The 20,922-nt window shown below is 61.6% G+C and carries 16 protein-coding genes and 1 CRISPR repeat array; of the genes, 10 read left to right on the top strand and 6 right to left on the bottom strand.

Annotated elements, in window-relative coordinates; genetic code table 11:
• Positions 1–20 precede the first annotated feature (20 nt).
• From RLDS_RS54270 to RLDS_RS57140, 6 genes are all read right to left on the bottom strand, one after another.
• Positions 21–1,658, bottom strand: a complete 1,638-nt coding sequence (locus RLDS_RS54270) for an FMN-binding glutamate synthase family protein (protein WP_021228862.1) — start codon at positions 1,656–1,658, stop codon at positions 21–23.
• Positions 1,655–3,367 (bottom strand): thiamine pyrophosphate-dependent enzyme, encoded by a 1,713-nt coding sequence (locus tag RLDS_RS54275; protein ID WP_021228863.1) that lies wholly within the window; start codon positions 3,365–3,367, stop codon positions 1,655–1,657. The genes RLDS_RS54270 and RLDS_RS54275 overlap by 4 nt, the downstream gene beginning before the upstream one ends.
• 211 nt (positions 3,368–3,578) lie before the next feature.
• Positions 3,579–4,763, bottom strand: coding sequence for a PepSY-associated TM helix domain-containing protein (locus RLDS_RS54280; RefSeq protein WP_021228864.1), 1,185 nt, complete (start codon positions 4,761–4,763; stop codon positions 3,579–3,581).
• Positions 4,764–4,766: 3 nt separating this feature from the next.
• Positions 4,767–6,872: a TonB-dependent siderophore receptor gene (locus RLDS_RS54285; RefSeq protein WP_021228865.1), complete on the bottom strand. Its 2,106-nt coding sequence runs from the start codon at positions 6,870–6,872 to the stop codon at positions 4,767–4,769.
• A gap of 171 nt (positions 6,873–7,043) precedes the next feature.
• Positions 7,044–7,451 carry a hypothetical protein gene (locus RLDS_RS57135; protein ID WP_021228866.1) on the bottom strand — a complete coding sequence of 136 codons (408 nt, stop codon included), beginning with the start codon at positions 7,449–7,451 and terminating at the stop codon, positions 7,044–7,046.
• Between the two features lie 6 nt (positions 7,452–7,457).
• Positions 7,458–7,823, bottom strand: a complete 366-nt coding sequence (locus RLDS_RS57140) for a class I SAM-dependent methyltransferase (protein WP_236616951.1) — start codon at positions 7,821–7,823, stop codon at positions 7,458–7,460.
• An 87-nt stretch (positions 7,824–7,910) separates the two neighbouring features.
• Between RLDS_RS57140 and RLDS_RS54295 the strand changes: the two genes are divergently transcribed.
• The 10 genes from RLDS_RS54295 (at position 7,911) to RLDS_RS54335 (ending at position 20,911) form a co-directional block, all read left to right on the top strand.
• On the top strand, positions 7,911–8,360 hold the full coding sequence (locus RLDS_RS54295) for an Rrf2 family transcriptional regulator (protein ID WP_040604066.1): 450 nt from the start codon (positions 7,911–7,913) through the stop codon (positions 8,358–8,360).
• Positions 8,361–8,748: 388 nt separating this feature from the next.
• On the top strand, positions 8,749–8,904 hold the full coding sequence (locus RLDS_RS55690) for an SDR family oxidoreductase (RefSeq protein WP_236616952.1): 156 nt from the start codon (positions 8,749–8,751) through the stop codon (positions 8,902–8,904).
• A gap of 395 nt (positions 8,905–9,299) precedes the next feature.
• Complete coding sequence (locus tag RLDS_RS54300) at positions 9,300–11,627, top strand: CRISPR-associated endonuclease Cas3'' (RefSeq protein WP_021228870.1); 2,328 nt, start codon at positions 9,300–9,302, stop codon at positions 11,625–11,627.
• Positions 11,628–11,701: 74 nt separating this feature from the next.
• Positions 11,702–12,364, top strand: coding sequence for a type I-C CRISPR-associated protein Cas5c (gene cas5c / locus RLDS_RS54305; protein WP_021228871.1), 663 nt, complete (start codon positions 11,702–11,704; stop codon positions 12,362–12,364).
• Positions 12,361–14,157, top strand: a complete 1,797-nt coding sequence (gene cas8c / locus RLDS_RS54310; protein ID WP_021228872.1) for a type I-C CRISPR-associated protein Cas8c/Csd1 — start codon at positions 12,361–12,363, stop codon at positions 14,155–14,157. Before cas5c ends, cas8c begins: the two co-directional genes overlap by 4 nt.
• Positions 14,158–14,159: 2 nt before the next feature.
• A complete protein-coding gene (gene cas7c, locus RLDS_RS54315; RefSeq protein ID WP_021228873.1) occupies positions 14,160–15,092 on the top strand; it encodes a type I-C CRISPR-associated protein Cas7/Csd2 in 933 nt (310 codons plus the stop codon).
• Between the two features lie 7 nt (positions 15,093–15,099).
• On the top strand, positions 15,100–15,759 hold the full coding sequence (cas4, locus tag RLDS_RS54320; RefSeq protein WP_021228874.1) for a CRISPR-associated protein Cas4: 660 nt from the start codon (positions 15,100–15,102) through the stop codon (positions 15,757–15,759).
• A gap of 4 nt (positions 15,760–15,763) precedes the next feature.
• On the top strand, positions 15,764–16,804 hold the full coding sequence (cas1c, locus tag RLDS_RS54325; RefSeq protein ID WP_021228875.1) for a type I-C CRISPR-associated endonuclease Cas1c: 1,041 nt from the start codon (positions 15,764–15,766) through the stop codon (positions 16,802–16,804).
• 3 nt (positions 16,805–16,807) lie between these two features.
• A complete protein-coding gene (cas2, locus tag RLDS_RS54330) occupies positions 16,808–17,098 on the top strand; it encodes a CRISPR-associated endonuclease Cas2 (RefSeq protein ID WP_031299315.1) in 291 nt (96 codons plus the stop codon).
• A gap of 183 nt (positions 17,099–17,281) precedes the next feature.
• A CRISPR array of direct repeats spans positions 17,282–17,642; the repeat unit is 32 nt; unit sequence GTCGCCTCCCACACGGAGGCGTGGATCGAAAC.
• 464 nt (positions 17,643–18,106) lie between these two features.
• Positions 18,107–20,911 (top strand): TonB-dependent receptor domain-containing protein, encoded by a 2,805-nt coding sequence (locus tag RLDS_RS54335; protein WP_021228877.1) that lies wholly within the window; start codon positions 18,107–18,109, stop codon positions 20,909–20,911.
• The last annotated feature ends 11 nt before the right edge of the window (positions 20,912–20,922 follow it).

Here is a 20,922-nt window from a genome sequence, read left to right on the forward strand (position 1 = left end):
CGGATTGCGCCGGAACAAGATCAGCTTTTGCGTTTGAATGACGTGGCATCGGCTTGGTCCCACCATTTGGCGAGCCGTGCGTCTCGCGCGCCGTCCAGCAACTCACCGGCCTCTACGAACGGATAGAGTTCGTCCATGGAGCGCATCTCGACGGCGCTGATCCGCTGCCGCAACCCATCGGGCGTAAACTCATCCGGAGAAGTCAGGCCACAGGCCACCACGATCTCGTGCAGGGCGTCGAGCGTGCTGCGCTGGAAACGCGCGACCCGCTCCGCTTTTTCCGGGATGACCAATGCGCGCTGACGGGCGGGGGACTGGGTCGCGACGCCAGTGGGACAGGTGTCGGCATGGCATCGCATCGACTGTACGCACCCCAAGGAGAACATGAAGGCGCGTGCCGCATTGCACCAGTCAGCGCCCAGTGCCGCATTCATCGCGATACCGGCGCCCGATGTGATCTTTCCAGAGGCGGCGAGCCGGATCCGGCCCTTGAGGTTCGTGCCGACCAGTGCGTTGCGGGCCAGCATCAAGCCTTCGCGCAATGGCATGCCGACGCGGTCGGACAATTCGGTAGGAGCAGCGCCGGTACCACCCTCCGCGCCGTCTATAACGATAAAGTCGACCAATATGCCGGTTTCCAGCATCGCCTTCATCACCGCGAACAATTCGTGAGGATAGCCGACGCACAATTTGAGCCCGACCGGCTTGCCGCCCGACAAGTCCCGCATCCGGGCGGCGAACTCGACCAGTTCGATAGGCGTCGAAAAGGCACTGTGGCCGGGCGGGGAGAGGCAATCCTGCCCCTGCGGCACGTCGCGGGTCTGCGCTATTTCCGCCGTCACCTTGGGGCCGGGCAGCAGGCCGCCATGGCCGGGCTTGGCGCCCTGGCTCAGCTTGATCTCGGTCATTTTCACGGCGTCGTGTGCGGCTCGGTCGGAGAAATGGGCTGGGTCGAAATGGCCGTCCTTGTCGCGGCACCCGAAATAGCCCGAGCCGACTTCCCAGACGATGTCGCCGCCATGCTTCAAATGATAGGGCGAGAGTCCACCCTCGCCAGTGTCGTGATAAAAGCCGCCTTGCTTCGCCCCGAGATTCAGCGCCTCTATCGCGTGGGCCCCCAGTGCGCCAAAACTCATGGCCGAGATATTGAGCCGCGCCGCGCTGTAAGGACGGCTGCATTGATCCGTGCCAACATGCACCCGCGTTTCTTTCGGCGCGTTGTGGGACGGAGCGATTGAATGGGCGAGCCATTCATATTCGTCGGAATAAACATCCAGTTCGGTGCCAAAGGGATGGGCATCGACCTCACCCTTGGCCCGTGCGTAGACCAGCGACCGCTCGTCATGACTGAAGGGGCGGCCATCGAGATCGCTCTCGACAATATAGGCGCGCAGGAACGGGCGCAGCCACTCGAAGAACCAGCGCGCGCGCGCGGAGACCGGATAATTGCGGCGCAGCGAATGACGTGTCTGGAACAGATCGATCAGCGCCACCAGCAATATCGGCCCGAACAGCAGCAACGCCCACAGGGCATGCGGATGCCGCCCACGGATGATGAGGGTCGCGATGGTCCCCGCCAGGGCGAGCAGCAGCAACAGGTTGCGCGACAAGGCGTGATCGCGCGTGAGCGCGGCGGTGATGCTCGACTGCGGCCTCATGACAGCAGATTCTGGATAATGCCCTTCACGTCGCCGCCACGTCCATTAAGTATCGCTTTCGCTGAGTAAAGTGCCATGCCGGCGACCTGGTCGACGGCAACCTTGGGGGGCATGACCAGTTCGAACCGGTCGGTCACGACGTCGAGCAGGGCCGGGCCGGGAGCAGCCAGCCAGTCCTGCACGTCCTGCTCCAGCCGCTCCGCCTGCTCCACGCGCCGGCCCCACAGGCCCATCGCTTCCGCCACGCGGGCGAAGTCGGGATTGAGCAGGTCAGTATAGGTATCGAGCAATCCCTCGACCTTCTGCTCGATCTCCACGAAATCGAGTGCGCCATTGTTGAAGATCGCGACCTTGATCGGCAGCTTTTCCTGCACGGCCGTCAGTAGATCGCCAAGCAGCATCGCGATGCCGCCGTCGCCGGACAGCGAGATGACGGTTCGATCGGGATAGGCTGCTTTGGCGCCCAGAGCCTGTGGCATGGCATTTGCCATTGTGCCGTGGCTCAGACTGATGACGGTGCGGTTCTGCCCGGTGGACGCGACATGGCGCAGGCACCAGACCATCGGCGATCCGCCGTCCGCCGTGTAGATCGTATCGGGCGGCGCGGCGCGGGAGATGACCTCCGTCAGATATTGGGGATGGATGGCGCCGCCCTTGCCGACCGTCGCATGGCGCCCTTCTTTCTCGACGCTGCGAGCACGGTGGTCCAGACACTCGGCGAGAAAATGGCGATCGTCGCGCGATGGCACGCGCGGCAGCAGGGCGTCGAGCGTCGCACCGACATCGCCGACCACGCCGAGGTCGACGGGATGCCGGCGCCCCAGATGCGATCCGTCCAGATCGACCTGAATGATCATCGCCTTGTCCGGATAGAATTGTCGCCACGCGAAGTCGCAGCCCAGCAGCAGCAGCGTGTCGCAGGTCATCAGCGCATGATAGCCTGCCTCTCCTCCGAAGATGCCGGTCATGCCTACATCGAAGGGGTTGTCATGTTCCAGAAAATCCTTGGCGCGAGAGGTATGGGCGACCGGGGCCTGAAGCATATTGGCGAGCGCGACCACCTGGTCATGCGCTCCCTCGCAACCCGACCCGCCATAGATGGCGATCTTCTTCCCTTGGGCGAGCGTCGCGGCGATCTGGTCCAGTTCCACGTCGCTAGGGCGAACCTGTGGCTGTGGACGATGGACCGAGAAAGGCGGCTCGTCCGGCGCCTTGGCACTGGAGATGTCGGCGGGCACGATCAGCACGGCGACCCCGCGTTTTGAGAGAGCCGCCTGCGCGGCCATCGCCGTCTTGCGCCGAGCCTGCGCAGGCGTCCGGATTTCTTCGCAAAAGACGCTGCACGACTGATAGACGGATTTGAAGTCGACCTCCTGCGGGAAATCGAAGCCAAGTTCGTCGCGCACGATCTGGCTGGCGATCAGGACGACCGGCGCGCGGTTGCGATGAGATTCGAACAAGCCGTTGATGAAATGCAGGCTGCCGGGGCCGCAGGATCCAGCGCAGAGCGCAAGCTCGCCCGTCAGCAGGGCGTCCGCACCCGCCGCAAATCCCCCGGCCTCCTCATGCCGCATATGGACCCACCGGATATCGCTCTGCCGAATGGCGTCCGTCACATGATTGAGCGTGTCGCCTGGAATGCCATAGCATCGGCTGGCACCCGCCGCCTGCAGGGTTTCCACGATCACCGTCGCCACTGTTTTCGCCATCGCATCCTCGCTCGCCTGTGAGACGCAAAGGAAAGCGACGACCGGCCCGCATGTTCCGTTGCAAGGGCGTTATGGTCGATCGCTGGCTATCATTTGGGCGCAATATGTCCCGCACAAATTTCGGTGGTTTCACGCAGGGTATTAAAAGGCTGAGTGTCCGCTTCTCGGATCGATGAGGCTGCGGTCGAGCGGCGACTACGGATCGATATTCTCAACTCGCGCCGCCGATAGCGCCTGGCGTGAGCGCCAGCGCCATGAGAAGGAGCGCAATGCTGATATAGCCCCATATTCCCATGCCGCGCCACGCTAGCTGCCAGCCATTTCCATGCCGTTGAGCGACCTTTGCCAGCCGGGTCGCGTAGATCATAGTGCCGGTAACTGCCATGGCAGTGAGCGCCGCGCCGAAGACGAACCAGATTATCTTCGTCCAGAGGCCACCAAATGTGCCGAAGTGCAGCGGGTCAGCCATCTCGGAAATGCGCTGATGGACACTGAGGTCGCGCCCGTCCAGTCGGGCAATCACCCTGTGCGTTGCCGGATCGATCGCGGTGCCATTGGCACGATCGCGCACGAGCCAGGCAGACGACTGCCCCAGGAGTATGACGCCATGGTCCGGCGTGAAACGGATTTCCCGAATGTCGAGCTTCGGGTCTGACCGTCGGGCGATCGCCACGAGGCGATCCAGCCGGGTGCCGACCGGCGGAGCGCCCGCAGCCACCTGCGGCATTTCCGGCACGGGCGCCTTCCCGCCCAATGTCTCCACCAGATACCAGATGCCCGTCAGCGCGATGACCGCAACGAACCAGAGGCTCCACAAGCCGATCAGGCGGTGCAGGTCGCCGGTCAGGCGCCGCGTGTCACCCCTGCGCGGTGCGCGGAAGAAGCCGCGCCACCATTTCTTGTAGGTGACTATTCCGGATATCAGCGACGCCGTCAGCAGCAGCGCTAGGGATGACACCAGCGGAATGCCGATCTTCGTCGGCAGCATAAGATGGCGATGCACCTGTCGCAGGAAGCGATGGACATTGGCCCACCCATGCCGGCCGGTCACTTCCGCCGTCCAGGGATCGACATAGATCCGCTCGGGTGCGCCCTGGCCATGGCTGACCCATGCTTCGGCGGCGAACCATGGGTCGATGGGCGCGTAGAGAGTCTGAAGCCGTGCGTCGGGCGATGTGCGCGTTACCGCTTCCGCCAAGGTGCCCCAGGAGGCGACCGGCTCCGCACGCGGCAAAACACGCATGGAGGGTGTCACCAGCCAGTCGATCTCATGCGCGAAGACCGCCAGCGTACCGGTCGCAAGGATGAAGGTCAGGAATATGGAGAGCTTGAGCCCGATCCAGCTGTGCACCACCCACCAGAGCGAGCGACCTTTCCTGGCGTTCGCCTTGCCCATGGTTCAGAAACCGAAGCGCAATTCGGCAAGGAAGGTTCGAGGCTCTCCCGGAAAATGCCCGCTCAGTGCGGAAAAGCCGGACGCCGCATAAACCTTGTCGAAAATGTTGTCGACGCGCAGCAGCAATTCGGCAAAGCCCAGCCCCTTGGTGATGGACGCATCGAAGATCGTATAAGGTTTCACGCTTTGCCCGGAAAGGCTGATGCGCCGTGACACATATTCGCCGCCCACGGCGAAGGCCGCGTCAATCGCCGGCACCTGATAGCGGGTCCAGAAGCCGAGCTTGTGCTTGGGCGCGTTGGCGAAGCGATTGCCGACGGCATTGGTGATTGCCTGCCCCGCAATCGTGTCGGTGATTTTCGTATCGTTATAGCCATAGTTGACCAGCGCCACCCAGTTCGCCGTGATGTCAGTCGAAAGGTCGACCTCGAACCCCTTGCTCGTGACCTCGCCGATCGGACGCAACTGGTCCTGTCCGTTGACGGGGGGCAGGCTGGTATCGGCCTGGAGGATGTTCTTGCGCACGATCCGATAAGCAGCGAAATTGGCCTGAAACCGGCCGTCGAAAAGGTCCGTCTTGACCCCGCCCTCGAACTGATCGCCCGTCACGGGGGCGAACGGGCCTCCCGCGTCGACCGTCTGGCTTGAGGCGGTCTGCGGCTCGAAACTCTGCGACCAGCTTACATAAACCGAAACGTCTCTACGCGGCTTGAAAATGGCGCCTGTGCGGAAGGTGACGTCATCGTCGGTGTAGAAGCGGTTGCCCACAACCCCGTCCTCGAATTTGTCATATCGGACGCCGCCCACCAGCATGACCCTGTCGGTCAGGCTGATCTGGTCCTGCAAATAGGCGCCCTTGCGCTTGGTGCGGGTATCGGTGACGGTGAAGGGCAGCAGCGCCGCCCGAGCCACATCGCGCGCGCTGTTGGTATAGACCGGGTTGCTGAGACTGAGGGGTGTCACACCCGCGCGCAGAATGCGGCTGTTGAGCACGCTGGTTTCGTCATACCAGTCCGCGCCAGTCTGGAATTTATGCTCCATACCGAGCAGGTCCACGCGCGCGGTAAGATTGGCGGAGAAGGAAAGTCCATCCACATCGCGGATTTGATCGCGAAACTCGCGTGCGACCAGATCAGTGCTTCCCGTCACGAAACCGCGCGGCTCGTGATATTGCTGCGTCTCTGTTGCCTTGAAATAGCGCACGCCAGCGTCGAAGGTGACGGCATCACCAATCGCCGTGGCGTAACGGGCCTGATAAGCCTGCGACTTCAGACGCAGGAAATCCGTAGGCTCGTTGGCGTTCCAGCGGATGTTGGTCAGGAAATTGCCGGCATTGTCGGTCAACACCCCACGTAGCCGGTTTGCTTGCAGATCATTGTCGTAGACCGTCGCCTGCAGCGTCAGCTTGCCGCCTTCGTTCGTCCGGATCGCAACGCCACCATCGCCGATCAGCGACACATTCTTTGTGTTCAGCCGATACGGGTTCATGGCTTCATAGAAGCCGCCAAGGCGATAGGTGACGATACCGTCGCTGTCGATTGGGCCTGTTGCTTCGGCCGATAAGCCGCGCCGGTCGTAATTGCCGGCGGTCGCCACAAGCCGCATGGCCGTTTTGGTATCCGGCACCTTCGACACATAGTTGATGATGCCGCCCGGCGAGCCCGGCCCGAAGAAGAGGCCCGCCGGACCTTTCAGCACCTCGACCCGCTCGATGTTGAAGAGCTGGGGCACCGAAAAGCCGATGAAAGGGTTGCCCCGCATGCCGTCGTAGAAGGACTGATCCTGCCGGAAGCCGCGGAAGGTAACGCCGGCATAGCTGAAGAAGCTAACGCCCGAGATGTTGCGATAAATATCCGTCGCATCGCGCGCGCCCTGATCGGCGAACAGGTCCTTGTTGATAACCTGCAGGGCCTGCGGAATGTCGAGCGGATCTTGCGCGCTCTTTCCTACCGTCGTGGTTTCGGTTCGGTACAGGCGTTGGGCGCGGCCGGTGACGATGATCTGGTCCCCTTCCCCGGCTGCAGTCGAAGGAGCAGGTATCTCCTCAGCATATGCCATGGTGGTGGAGAGCGAGGCGGACGCAAACAGCGCCACGCGAATGAAAGACAAATCAGCCCCCTGTCAAATGATTCGCTAATGCGATCCATTTGCAATAGAGAGGCCTGATCTTAGGCGCAAGGGTGATTAAATCCGAATGGCGCCACCCCAGGACAGCAGTTTGCCGCCCAAATCCGACGGACGAAATTCGAGCTCCCAATGACGAGGGATGTCGGAGCATGTTTAGCGTCGGGCCACCCCGATCAACGCGGTGGATGGGACAGGCAGGATGGGACGCCCCTCCGCAATTCGTCGAACTTCGGCGACGACATCTGCTTTTTCCTCGTCGCTAAGACTGGTCCAGTCGGGCGACATGCCGAACACTGTGTCGGGATCATCTAGGGCCGTGACCTCGAGAATATAGGCATGTGTGACGCGCTGGATGTCTGGATCGCGATAGCCGGCGGCGATCATCTCGCGAGCGAAGTCTTTTGGATCACTCAGAGCGCCCACCGCTTCGGGCATCGCAATGCTGTCGCGACCGGGAAAGAGGTCCCGACGAATGTTACCCAGCAGCAGAAAGGTTGCTGCTCCACGCTCCTGCCAAGTCGCGACAATGCCATGTCCGCCTGGACGCGTAACCCGTGCCATTTCGGCTTACCCCTTGCGCCAGTCGGGGAACATGATGACCCCGAAGATCGAAAAGACGGCGTCGAATGCCCCGCCCGGCAGCGCGAGCGACTGTCCGTCCATGACACGGGCTTCGACATTTGGTAGCTCCGCCGCCGCGATGCGGGCCACCATCCCCGGCGAAAAGTCGGTCGCCATCACCTGTGCGCCCGTTCGAGCAGCCGCCAGCGCCAGCGCCCCGGTGCCGGCCGCTACGTCCAGCACACGACTGCCAGGCCCCAACCTTATCCGGGCCAGCGCGGCCTTGGCATAGAGTTCGGTGAAGGGATGGGCCGTCTTTTCATAACGCTGCGCCGCCATGTCCCAATGGTCAGGGTTTTCAAACTCTCGCATTTCCTGCGCTCCACGAATCATGTAACTTCATATGTATCGTGAAATATGGGACTTGCCAATCGGGGCGGGCATGCAAAAGATCGGGTCGTGCGTAACGATAGTCGCCTCTCTCGCATGCTTCATGTGTTGCTCCATATGGCGCGGCATGAAGGTGCCATGACGTCCGAGACGATCGCGGGGATGCTGGGCACCAATCCGGTGGTCATTCGACGCACCATGGCAGGGCTGCGGGACGCGGGATATGTGCGCTCCGAAAAGGGGCATGGCGGCGGCTGGGTTATTGCGGCAGATCTGGAGACAGTCTCGCTCCTCGACGTGCATCGGGCGGTGGGCGGCCCCCGCATTTTTACCATCGGCAATGAGCATTCTCATCCCGAATGTGCAGTTGAGCAGGCCGTCAACGAAGCGTTGCAGGATGTGCTCGCGGATGCAGAGGCCCTACTGGTCGCTCGGTTAGGGGCGGTGAAACTTGCTGAACTGGCTCGAAACTTCGATGCGCGCTGCACAACAGAGAGGGACCGCCCACTCTTGAGTTGAGCGCCCCCCTTTTCACAAGCAGACGGTCTGGTCATCAGGATTCACAATTTGGCGCAGAATGACCGATTTGGCTCGACCTCGGAAAGACGAGGTATGGGACATTTCCGAGGCTCGTCTGAAAAAACCGTCCGAGTGGCACCTTCCGACCGTGGGCAATCGCGGGTTCGTGTCGAGTCATTGGTCGTGCCGCTATTGAAGTACTCGGCCCGGTGGCGAGCACTATCAGTGATTTCTGCCTTAGCTTGGCTGCCCTGACAGGGTCATTAAGCGCGCCGACCCCGAGCGAAATCACGCGCGAGAGTGATGGAGGCTTGACAAGCCGCAGACGAATTGCGGCGATTTGAGTAATAGAGGCACATCGGTGCGAGGGGGCCTCCAGTCTTATAGGATGTGCACCTTGGGGTGCATCGGTGGAATCCCGATCGGGCGCGGTGCCGAGCCGTCAGAGGTGGCCGACCTGATAGCCTATCTGGCATCGGACCGTGCCGCGGCCATCCACGGCTCGGAGTTCGTCATCGACGGCGGTACCGTCCCGACGGTCTGACCTAGAGACCCCGGCGTTTGTCATCATCCGCCGATCGCTGCAATTTCGAGGTGATCCATTTGCTACGCCTCTGCTGGAAGAAGTCTGAACCCTGTCGACCACGATCGCCGGCAACAATGAGCGGCACTCGAAGGGAGATTGAATGCGACATCGGCCCATCGACCTTGGCCTGGACGCAGAGTAGCAAGAAGGAACGTGTAACCTAGCCTCGTGCCGATGTTTCGAAGCTGGTGGGCAGGATCGTTGGGATGACGGAGCCAGATTGATCATGTCTGCCTTGGCGGGAGAGTGCTTGGTCAGCCAATGGATGACAAAATCTGTCAGGAGCTCGATGCTCCCTCGACACTGTTCGTCAGGTATAGATGATGCTGCACTGGCGTCCGGGGGAGAGGCACATGGCCAAATATGCGCACTCGCTGGAGGACGGACCGGAAGCGGATTGGGAACCGCTGGCGCATCATCTTTCCGCCGTTGGCGATCGGGCCGCAAAATTCGCCGCCCCATTCGGCGCATCGACATTGGCCTTGGCCATGGGCCTTCTACACGATATCGGCAAATGCTCAGCCGCCTATCAGACCTATATCCGCGAGGGCCGCATTCCGGGCGGGCCAAAGGGCCCCGACCATAGCAGCGCGGGCGCAAAACAATCCTGCGCCATATATGGCAAGGGGCTGGGTAGGCTAATGGCCTTTGGCATAGCCGGCCATCATAGCGGTTTGATGGACGGCGACGGCCATGGCGCAAGCGATCTCAATGGGCGGCTAAGCAAGGATCTGGAGCCCCATGACGACTGGCGCGACCATGTCGTAGGCTTGCCCGAAGCCACCACCTTGATCGCTGCCACGCCAAAACTGAACGTCAATGCGATCGACAGTGCCTTCTCCTACGCATTCCTGCCCCGGATGCTTTTTTCCGCACTGGTGGATGCTGACTTCCTGGAAACCGAAAGCTTCTACGCAGCGGTGGGGGACGGACCGCCCCCACGCGGCGGGACGCTGACACAGACCCATCGAGACAAGGTGCGTGCTTTCCTGGCACGCCATCGCAAGGCAGACACACCTGTCAACCAGCTACGTTCTACCATATTGGACCATGCCAATGGCAAGGCCGCGCTACCGCCCGGCCTGTTCACGCTGACAGTGCCGACGGGCGGCGGCAAGACGCTCATCTCGCTCAGCTTTGCGATGGAACATGCCCTGACGCACGGCTTGCGCCGGATCATTTACGTTATCCCCTTCACCTCGATCATCGAACAGACGGCCAAAATCTTCCGCGAAGATATCGCGCTGGGGGATGCTGTGCTGGAACATCATGCCAGCTTTGACTGGGACGAAAAGCGTCCCGCGACCGGCAATGATGCGGAAGAAGAAGGGGCTGCCGGCCTCGCAAAATTGCGTCGTGACGCCGAAAACTGGGATGCACCGATCGTCGTCACTACGGCCGTTCAGTTCTTTGAGAGCCTGTTCGCCGCCCGCACCAGTCAGGCGCGCAAGCTGCACAATCTGGCGGGCAGCGTCATCATCCTGGACGAAGCGCAATCGATACCCGTTTCCTTGCTGCGCCCCTGCATGGCGGTGATTGACGAACTGGCAAAAAATTACGGGGCCAGCGTCCTCCTCTGCACTGCGACCCAGCCCGCGCTGCGGCGGCAGGACGAAGCGTTGCCCCGGACGCCCAAAGGCGCGATCGAAGGGCTGGACATTGGCGACGATCGTGAACTCGCACCCGATCCGATGAACATTTATGCCCAACTGCGCCGCGTCGCGGTGGAATGGCTGCGCGATCCGGTGAGCGATGCGGACATTGCCGCCCGTTTTGCCGAGCAACCGCAAATGCTTTGTATCGTCAACAGCCGCGCCCATGCCCGCGCTTTGTTTGATGCAATCCGCGAGCAGGCAGGAGCCGTCCATCTGACGACCTTGATGTGCGCGAAGCACAGGCGGGCGGTGCTGGAGCAATTGCGCGGTGATCTGGCCGCAAAGCGCCCGGTGCGCCTTGTGGCCACAAGCTTGATTGAGGCGGGGGTCGATATCAGCTTTCCTGAAGTCTGGCGCGCGGCGGCGGGCCTGTCGAATATTGCGCAGGCGGCGGGACGCTGCAATCGGGAAGGATTGCTGGATGGGCTTGGGCGGACCGTTGTGTTCGAACCGGCCGACCATAAAATCCCGTCGATGATTTTGCCCTTCTACCAGGCCGCGCGCAATGTGTTGCGCCGCGAAGAGATCGACTTGCTCGGGCCGGACTCGGTGCGGGACTATTATCGCTGGCTTTATTGGGAACAGCAATATGCGGCGCTGGATGCCGCACCGCTCGACGGCGCCCCCTTCCCGATCATTCCTGCTATCCGCAAGACGGTGCAGGCGATCGCCTTTCCTTTCGCCCGCATCGCAAGAGCATTTCGTATGATCGACGATGTGATGGACCCGGTCATCATTCCATGGGACGACACCGCACGCGCCGCTATCGCAACCCTGCGCCATGCCGACCTGCCGCCCCGTGGGGTGCAGCGCACGCTCCAGCAATATGTCGTCCCCGTTCCAGCAAAGTTCCGCGCCAGCCTGATCGGCAAAGGGTTGGAGATCATCCGGCCCGACCAATATGGCGACCGATTCGTCGTGATGGTGGAAGAAAAGCCGGGGGAAGTGCCGCCACTCTATGATCGCGCAATAGGGATGACACTGGATGATCCGCTGATGCGGTCAAGCGATAGCCTGTGTTTCTGATCTATCCGAAACTGAGGCAATAAGGGATTGTTTTCGCAAACTAACCATGCGGAATAGGTGCGCGGGGGAGAAACATGATGGGTATCCGATTGCATGTCTGGGGCGAGCGTGCGTGCTTCACGCGCCCGGAAATGAAGGTCGAGCGGGTCAGCTATGACGTCATCACCCCGTCGGCAGCGCGGGGGATATTGGAGGCGATCCACTGGAAACCGGCAATCCGCTGGCATGTGGATCGCATCCATGTATTGAAGCCCATTCGCTTCCAGTCGATCCGCCGCAATGAAGTGGGGGCCAAGGCCAGCGCGGCCAATGCGGCGAGCGCGATGAAGCGCCGCACGACCGAGGGGCTGAGCATCGTCGTGGACGAAAACCGGCAGCAGCGGGCCGCATTGGTGCTGATCGATGTCGCCTATGTGATCGAGGCGCATTTCACCATGACCGGCAAGGCGGGACCGGAGGACAGCGCGGCCAAGCATGTCAGCATGTTCAACCGCCGCGCCGCGCAGGGCCAATGTTTCCACCGCCCCTGCCTTGGCACGCGGGAATTTGCGCTTGTGCCGGAAGGCGCGCCGCTGCCACCTTGCGAATTGCCCGCCGACAAACGCGACGCCGATTTTGGCTGGATGCTTCACGATATCGACTTCGCCAACGGTAACGAAAGCCGCTTTTTCCGCGCCGAGATGACGGGCGGGGTGATCGACGTGCCCCCCTTCGCGTCGGACGAGGTGGTGGGATGAGCATCCTCCAGGCGCTCGATTCCTATTATCACCGGCTTGAGGGCGTGGCGGAGCCGGGTTGGAGTCCAGAAAAGTTCGGCTTCTGCATTGTCCTTGGCCCGGACGGCAACGTCATCGACGTGGAAGACAAACGTGACTTGTCGGGTAAAAAACCGGCGATCAAAACCTATATCGTTCCCGCTTCTTTTCCTCGCCCCGGCGTCACCCCACGCGCGTTCTTTTTGTGGGACAAAACCGCTTTCGCCTTGGGTGTGACGAAATCAAAACAAGTCGACGGTTGGGAGAGGAGCGACAAGCAGCACGCGGCGTTTCTGGAGCTTCACACTGAGCGCCTGGCGGGTCAAACGGATGACGGGTTGATCGCCTTGCGCCTGTTTCTGGAACAATGGTATCCAGAACGTTTTGACGGAGCACCGTTCAGGCCGGACATGCTGGACGCCAACATCATGTTTCGGATCGACGGCGACAGGAATCTTTTGCACGAACGCCCCGCCGCCCGTTCGCTAGTGCAACGATATGCAGCGACGGAAGAAGCAGAAGAAGGCGAAGGCACTTTCTGCCTGATCTCGGGCGATCGCGGTCCAGTCGCGCGTCTGCATCCCACGATCAAGGGCGTCGAAGGCGCGCAGACTGCCGGCGCGGCGCTGGTGTCGTTCAATCTCGATGCCTTCACCTCGCTGGGCAAGACGCAGGGCGACAACGCCCCCACGGGCCAGTCCGCCGCTTTCCGCTATGGCGCGGCGCTCAATCACCTTCTCACCCGTGACGGATCCAACCGCATCCGCCGCCCGATCGGCGACGCGACGGTTGTGTTCTGGGCCGACGCTAGCGATGCCAAGGCGGCTGAGGCAGCGGACGCCTGGTTCGGCGCGGCGCTGGACCATGACATCAACGACGAGGCGGAAGCCGCCAAGGTCCGTATCGAACTTGAAGCCCTAGCCAAGGGCAAGAGGTTAAGCGACGTGCGCGAGACGATCGCGCCCGGCACGCGTTTCCACGTCCTTGGCCTGTCGCCCAATGCCGCGCGGCTGTCGGTGCGCTACTGGCTGACGGACTATCTGGATGAGTTCGCGCAGCGCGTCGCGCAACATCATGCGGACCTGAAAATCGAACCCGCGCCTTTTGGCTGGGGCGCGGCCCCGTCCGTCAACCGCCTGCTGGCGCGCGCCACCGCATTGCAGGAAAAGTTCGAAAATATTCCGCCCCTGCTGGCGGGCGAAGTCATGCGCGCCATCCTTTCAGGCGGACGCTATCCCCAAAGCCTGCTCGCCGCCGCGATCATCCGCCTTCGCGCGGGGGACGATCCCTTGAGCGGATGGCATGTCGCTGTCATTCGCGCGGTGCTCAGCCGCGACTATCGTTTCCATTTTCAGAAGGAGGACGTGCCTGTGAGCCTAGCGCCCGATGAACCCAACAAGGCCTATCAGCTGGGGCGCCTGTTCGCCGTGCTGGAAACCGCGCAACGCATGGCGCTTGGGCGGGTCAATGCCAGCATCCGGGACCGCTATTTCGGCGCGGCGTCGGCAACCCCCGCGAGCGTGTTTCCGCTGCTGCTGCGCGGCGCGCAAAACCACCTGGCCAAGCTGCGCAAGGCTGGAAAGGGCGGCTGGATCGAAAAGGAAATCGAGGACATTCTCGACAAGCTGACGCTCGACCTGCCGCGCGCCTTTCCCCTGGCAGAACAGGGCCGCTTTGCCGTGGGCTATTATCATCAACGCAAAGACCAGTTCAGGGTCCGGCCCGAAGCCGCCGCCGAACTGGATGCTGCCGACCAGACCGAAGAGGGGGAATAAGCATGTCCAATCCCGTCACCAATCGCTATGAATTCATCCTCTATTTCGACGTCGCCAACGGCAATCCCAATGGTGATCCCGATGCGGGCAACATGCCCCGGCTCGACCCGGAAACCAATTTGGGGCTGGTCAGCGACGTGGCGCTCAAGCGCAAGGTGCGCAACTATGTCGCGCTGGCGTCAGACAACCGCATTTACATGTCGGAAGGGTCAACCCTCAACCTGCTGCACAAGGAAGCCTGGGCCGCTGTGATGCCCGATGTGACCAAGGCGGACGAGTTCAAGAAGCTGCCCAAGGAAGAGGCCAAGGCGCGCGAGTTGACCGCGTGGATGTGCGCCAATTTCTGGGACGTGCGCACGTTCGGCGCGGTCATGTCCACCGGCGTCAATGCCGGCCAGGTGCGCGGCCCGGTGCAATTCGCCTTCGCCCGCTCTGTCGAACCGATCCTGCCGCTGGAAATCTCCATTACCCGTATGGCCGCCACGACCGAGAAGGACGCAGAGGAAAAGGGCGGACGCACCATGGGGCGCAAGCATATCGTCCCTTATGGCCTCTATCGCGTCCACGGCTATGTCTCCGCCCCGCTCGCGTCGCATGAGACGAAGGGCACCGGCTTTTCGGAGGATGATCTGGAACTACTGTGGCAGGCGCTGGGCAATATGTTCGATCATGACCGTTCCGCAGCGCGGGGCGAAATGGCCAGCCGCAAGCTCATCCTGTTCCGTCACGACAGCAAGCTGGGCAATGCGCAGGCCCAATCGCTGTTCGACCGGGTCAAAACCCAGCGCGTCTATCAGGGCGCGGCCCATGACATTGGCAGCGAAGGCTATTTCAAGAATACCGACAATTGGCCCCCTGCCCGCAAATGGGAAGATTACCGAGTCACGATCGACCGCGAGGGGCTGCCTGCCGGAGTCGAGATCATCGAACGGTGAAGATCGCATGATGCACCCGCCCCCGCCGGACCCTGCCGTAGAGGACGCGCTTGTGCCGGTGTCGGCGTTGCAGCATTATCTGTTTTGCCCGCGCCAGTGCGCCCTGATCCATGTCGAGCGGATCTGGGCCGAGGATGGCGCAACGGCGGAGGGCCGCATCCTGCACGAACGGCTCGATGGCGGGCGGCCCGACCGGCGCGGCGGAGTGCGCACCGTGCGCGGCCTCACGCTGCGCTCGCTGACCCATGGCCTGGCGGGCAAGGCCGACGCGGTCGAATTCGCCGGGCGGGGCGCGCCGCCTTACCCGGTCGAATATAAGCGCGGCCGTCCCAAGGCGCACCGCGCGGACGAAGTGCAGCTATGCGCCCAGGCGCTGTGCCTGGAGGAAATGTTCGGCCAGCCCGTACCGGAAGGCGCCCTCTTCTACGCCCAGACGAAGAAACGTCTCGTCGTCCCCTTCGACACCGACCTGCGCGCGCTGACGATCGGCTTGGCGCAGGACGTGGCCAAGATGCTGGCTGAAAATCGCACCCCGCCGCCGCGCGACATGCCCGGTTGCAAACGCTGCTCTCTGGCCGACCAATGCCGACCCAAAAGGCTGGAGCGTCCACCATCGATCCAGCGCTGGCTGGTACGCCAGTTGAGCGATACACCGGGAGAGGATTGAAGCCATGCGCCGCCATCTGAACACCATCTATGTCACCAGCGAAGATGCCTGGCTGCGCAAGGATGGCGCGAATATCGTGGTGGAGGCGGACGGGGTGGAAAAAGGCCGGGTGCCGCTCCACCTGATCGGCGGGGTCGTCAGCTTCGGGCGACCCGGCGCATCGCCCGCGCTGATGGCGGCCTGCGCCGAGGCCGGGATCACGCTGTCCTTCCTCACGCCCAACGGCAAATTCCTCGCCCGGATGGAGGGAGCACGCACCGGCAATGTCCTGCTGCGCCGCGCCCAATATCACATCGCCGACGATTCCGTACGCGCCGTGCCGATCGTGCGCGGCATCGTGGCGGCCAAAGCCGCCAACCAGCGCACCGTTCTGCGCCGGGCACTGCGCGATCATGGCGCGCGGATGGATCCTGCGGCCCGCACTACGCTGGAGGCCGCCGATCTGCGGCTTGGCCATGTCGCTCGCCGCGCGACCGGCGCCGACGACATTGCCATTTTGCGGGGCCATGAAGGCGAAGCGGCGCTTGCCTATTTCAGCGCGTTCGACGCGATGATCCAGGGCGATCGCGCCCATTTCGCCTTTCGCGGCCGGTCACGCCGTCCACCGCTCGACCGGGTCAACGCGTTGATGTCGTTTCTGTATGCCATGCTGGGCCATGATTGTCGTTCTGCGCTCGAAACTGTGGGCTTTGATCCGCAGGTCGGGTTTCTCCACAGCGATCGGCCGGGGCGGTCCAGCCTGGCGCTAGACATGATGGAGGAATTGCGACCGGTACTGGCGGATCGGCTCGCGCTGACGCTGATCAACCGGGGGCAGTTGAACGCGCGGGATTTCGTCATCGACGAAGGGGGCGCGGTGTCGCTGACCGATGACGGGCGCAAGACCGTGCTGGTCGCCTGGCAGGACCGCAAGAAGCGCGACCTGCGTCATCCCTTTCTGGGCGAAACCATGCCGATGGGGCTGGTTCCGCATATCCAGGCTCTCCTCCTGTCGCGCCATGTACGGGGCGATCTCGACGGCTATCCGCCCTTCATCTGGAAATGAACGATGCTTATGCTGATCACCTATGACGTGAACACGCAGGACCCCGCCGGGCGGAAACGGTTGCGACGCGTGGCCCGCGCCTGTCTGGACCTGGGCCAGCGGGTGCAGAACTCCGTATTCGAATGCGAAGTGGACCCCGCTCAATGGGCGCAATTGCGCGCGCGCTTGATGGGCGAGATCGACGCGACTAAAGATAGTCTACGCTTCTATCGCCCGGGTGCGGACGGCAAGCGGAGGATCGAACATGTCGGCGCCAAGGCCGTGATTGACCTGGACGCGCCTCTCCTGTTTTAAAGACACTGCGAACCTGTATCTGTTTGGGAAACTCCGGCAGATTCGCACGTGCCGCAAGCGTTTGTAACCAGGTTGATTTTTTCATAGCGCCAGATCAACCGTTCCCTCAGATCCTCCACCACCAACCGGTTCGCGCAAACAGGGGGATTTACCCTTCTTTCTCATCGTCATAAACACCCCGCAGTCGCCTCCCACACGGAGGCGTGGATCGAAACCACGTCTCTCCGCGCTTGCCGGAATAGACCACGCGTCGCCTCCCACACGGAGGCGTGGATCGAAACACCGAGACAGTCAAGCGCGATCGGATCATGTGGGTCGCCTCCCACACGGAGGCGTGGATCGAAACAATGCCGGCGCGCCGACCAGCGATAGATACGTCGTCGCCTCCCACACGGAGGCGTGGATCGAAACTGTCATTTTGAAGCCGCAGGTATAAGCGCCGTCGCGTCGCCTCCCACACGGAGGCGTGGATCGAAACCGGCATTTGATGTATTTGTTGCCGATCAGCGTAAGTCGCCTCCCACACGGAGGCGTGAATCGAAACGGGAACCTTTCCCGCCAAGATGCGAGCCGTGTCCTTCTTATGGACGAAAACATTCTCATCAGCGCCAGGCCACGATAACAGTTGTGCCTACGAGGGTATGATGACCTGCCGCCCCCCGGCGATAATCGCGGGATACGGGCATAGGTTTCAGAACGGGCCAAACAACCTCACCTCTGTCGATGCCGAACGACATCCACGCATCTACCAACGTCGGTTACGCACTTGTCAAAACATAATTGCTTCAAGCTGGATTTTGCCGCTCACCTTCGGGCAAACCGTTTGAGAGGCTGAACATCGAAGGAATTTAAATAACTGTTTTTTTTACGGAAAGTGCTTTTCATCTAGGCGGCGCTTAGTGGCCGAGGCGTCCTCGCCCATAGCGGAGAAAAGCAGCTTGACATTGCGATCCGAATAAATCAGTTTTGTTCTAGAACGGAATTAACGAAATTTTGGGGAGAGGTTTAATGAAGCCCGTTCGTCGTCGTTCGCGCTCTACACATAGTTTATATGCCAAGACCCTGCTGTGCGCGGCGGCGTCGCTGCCCGCTATCGCGCACGCCCAGGTCACGCAAAAGGATCAGGCGGCCGCAGAAACTTCGCAGGATGCAACAGATCCCGTCATTAACGACATCGTCGTCACCGGCTCTCGCGTCGTGCGCGATGGTTTCAATGCTCCTGCCCCGACAACGGTGCTCGGGTCGGCCACGCTTGAGCAGCGCGGGGCGATCAATATCAGTGAAGCGCTAAACGACATTCCTGCGTTCACGCCGACCACCAGCACGGGCACGGCCGGCGCGCGGCCTTTCGCGCCCGGCGCCAACTATGCCAATCTTCGTTCGCTTGGTCCCACGCGAACGCTGGTGCTGGTCAATGGTCGTCGGTTCACGCCCAGCGTGCCATCGTTCGGCACCGTCGGCGCCAACCAGGTCGACCTGAACCTCATCCCGCCGATCCTGCTGGAGCGCGCCGAGGTGGTGACGGGCGGCGCATCGGCGCAATATGGCTCGGACGCAGTCGCGGGCGTGGTGAACCTGCTGCTCAACACCAAGTTCGAAGGTGGCAAGATCGAAGCAGAAAAAGGCATCAGCCAGGAAGGCGACAATTCCGAGTTCCGCGCCTCGGGCATGTATGGCTTCAGCTTTGGCGGCGGGCGTGGCCATGTGGTCGTTGCCGGGGAATATTACCGCAATGACGGCGTCGGCGACATCTATACGCGCAAATGGGGTCGCCGCGACACGCAGATCGTCGCCAATCCCAGCGCCGCCACAAACGGTCTGCCCCGTTTCATCATTTCCGACAATGTGCGCCTGTCCGCAATGACGCCGGGTGGCCTCATTACCTCGGGCCCGTTGAAGGGGACGATGTTCGGGCCGGGCGGTTCGACGTCGCAATTCCCCTATGGCGATCTTGCCGGATCCTTGTTCATGATCGGCGGCGGAATTCCCAACTATGGCCTGGCGAGCGGCGTGCAGCTCGTTCCCGAAATGGAGCGTGGCGCCGGCTTCCTTCACGCTGAATATGAACTGGGTTCGGACGTGACGGCTTTTGTCGAAGGGTCCTATGGCGCCAATGATGCAACCTCCATCGGCATTCAACCGCGCAATTCCGGCAATCTGACCATTCAGGCGAGCAATCCGTTCCTGCCCGATGCGGTACAGGCCAGAGCGGCGGCGGCCGGCGTCACATCCTTCAGTTTCGGCCGCATCAGCGATGACATCGGTCAAATCCGGATCCGCGTGAAGAACGAGAATTTCCGTATCGCGACTGGTCTGAATGGCAATGTGGGCGATTGGAAATGGGATTTCTATTATCAATATGGCCAGAATGATTATCGCCAGCGCCAGGAAGGCGCGCTGATCAACGCCAATTACATCCAGGCGATCGACGCGGTTCGCAACGCCAACGGCGATATTGTGTGCAGAAACCCGGCGAACGGATGCGTCCCCATCAACATATTTGGTGAAGGCTCGCCATCCGCCGCTGCCATCGATTTTGTCACCGGCGATGCCGTCACCCGCACGGTCTATGATCAGCATGTCGCCGCCGCCAATATCAGCGGCGAACCCTTCTCCACCTGGGCAGGCCCGGTTTCCATTGCCGCCGGCGTGGAATATCGCCGGGAGGAGCAACATACCACGTCGGACGCGATCTCGCAGAGCGACGGGTTCAATCAGCAGAACCCCAAGCCGCTTGACGGCTCGTTCAGCGTCAAGGAAGGATATCTGGAAACGGTGATCCCGCTGGCCGCGGACACGGCCTGGGCCAGAAATCTCGATCTGAACGCCGCCATTCGTTACGCCGACTATAGCACGGTCGGCGGCGTGGTGACGTGGAAAGCGGGGGTCAGCTATTCGGTCAACGACTGGCTTCTCATCCGCGCGACGCGGTCACGCGATATCCGGGCACCCAATATCTTCGAACTCAAGGCAGCGCCCACGCCAACGCTGTCCAACATCAACGACCCCTTCACAAACAGCCAGGTTCAGGTGCGCCAGTTCCTGTCGGGTAACACTGATCTGAAGGAAGAGGTCGCCAATACGCTTTCGGCTGGCGTGGTCCTGAAGCCGTTCCGCGGTTTCCAGATGTCGGTCGACTATTATAAAATCGACCTGAAGGATGCGATCGCCTCCATCCAGGGGAATGGCACCGTCAGCATCTGCGCCGCGACGGGCGATCCCTTCTTCTGCGGCAATATCATCCGCAACGACGCCGGGGTCATCACCAGGATCAATGCGCCCTATGTGAATTTGGGCACCGTCACGACCGAAGGGTTGGACGTCGAGGCGCAGTATCGAACCTCTCTGGGCAGCGGGGACATCAGCTTCCGGGGCGTGGGGACCTATACGTTCGAGGCTTCGTCCAACTATGGTGCGGGTTCGATCGATCGCGTTGGCGAAGTGGGCACGAACAATTCGACGGTCAATCCCACGCCGCGGTTCCGCGGAACATTCACCACGACCTATGAACTTGATGGCTTCGCCGGCACGGTACAGCTCAATTATATCGCGAAGGGCAAATATGACGCGACCTATGTCGAGGGCGTCGACATAAATGACAACAGCATTCCGTCTCGCCTCTATACGATGCTGTCGCTGTCGCAGAAGGTGAACGCGGGAAGCAGCACATTCCAGTTGTTCGGTACGATCAACAATCTGTTCAACGTTTCCCCGCCACGCGTGCCGTCGACCACATTTTTCCTTCCCACCAATCCTGCCTATTATGACACGGTCGGCCGCAATTTCCGCGTCGGCGTGCGCATGTCCTTCTGATCGAGACTATC

Origin of the sequence: Sphingobium lactosutens DS20 (assembly GCF_000445105.1) — a bacterium.
GTDB classification, from domain to species: domain Bacteria; phylum Pseudomonadota; class Alphaproteobacteria; order Sphingomonadales; family Sphingomonadaceae; genus Sphingobium; species Sphingobium lactosutens.

Bases quoted from the DNA above. Each gene is read 5' to 3' on its own strand.
- RLDS_RS54270 (WP_021228862.1), bottom strand. From the start codon at position 1,658: ATGAGGCCGCAGTCGAGCATCACCGCCGCGCTCACGCGCGATCACGCC.
- RLDS_RS54275 (WP_021228863.1), bottom strand. From the start codon at position 3,367: ATGGCGAAAACAGTGGCGACGGTGATCGTGGAAACCCTGCAGGCGGCG.
- RLDS_RS54280 (WP_021228864.1), bottom strand. From the start codon at position 4,763: ATGGGCAAGGCGAACGCCAGGAAAGGTCGCTCGCTCTGGTGGGTGGTG.
- RLDS_RS57135 (WP_021228866.1), bottom strand. From the start codon at position 7,451: ATGGCACGGGTTACGCGTCCAGGCGGACATGGCATTGTCGCGACTTGG.
- RLDS_RS57140 (WP_236616951.1), bottom strand. From the start codon at position 7,823: ATGCGAGAGTTTGAAAACCCTGACCATTGGGACATGGCGGCGCAGCGT.
- RLDS_RS55690 (WP_236616952.1), top strand. From the start codon at position 8,749: ATGTGCACCTTGGGGTGCATCGGTGGAATCCCGATCGGGCGCGGTGCC.
- RLDS_RS54300 (WP_021228870.1), top strand. From the start codon at position 9,300: ATGGCCAAATATGCGCACTCGCTGGAGGACGGACCGGAAGCGGATTGG.
- cas5c (WP_021228871.1), top strand. From the start codon at position 11,702: ATGATGGGTATCCGATTGCATGTCTGGGGCGAGCGTGCGTGCTTCACG.
- cas8c (WP_021228872.1), top strand. From the start codon at position 12,361: ATGAGCATCCTCCAGGCGCTCGATTCCTATTATCACCGGCTTGAGGGC.
- cas7c (WP_021228873.1), top strand. From the start codon at position 14,160: ATGTCCAATCCCGTCACCAATCGCTATGAATTCATCCTCTATTTCGAC.
- cas4 (WP_021228874.1), top strand. From the start codon at position 15,100: ATGATGCACCCGCCCCCGCCGGACCCTGCCGTAGAGGACGCGCTTGTG.
- cas1c (WP_021228875.1), top strand. From the start codon at position 15,764: ATGCGCCGCCATCTGAACACCATCTATGTCACCAGCGAAGATGCCTGG.
- cas2 (WP_031299315.1), top strand. From the start codon at position 16,808: ATGCTTATGCTGATCACCTATGACGTGAACACGCAGGACCCCGCCGGG.
- RLDS_RS54335 (WP_021228877.1), top strand. From the start codon at position 18,107: ATGAAGCCCGTTCGTCGTCGTTCGCGCTCTACACATAGTTTATATGCC.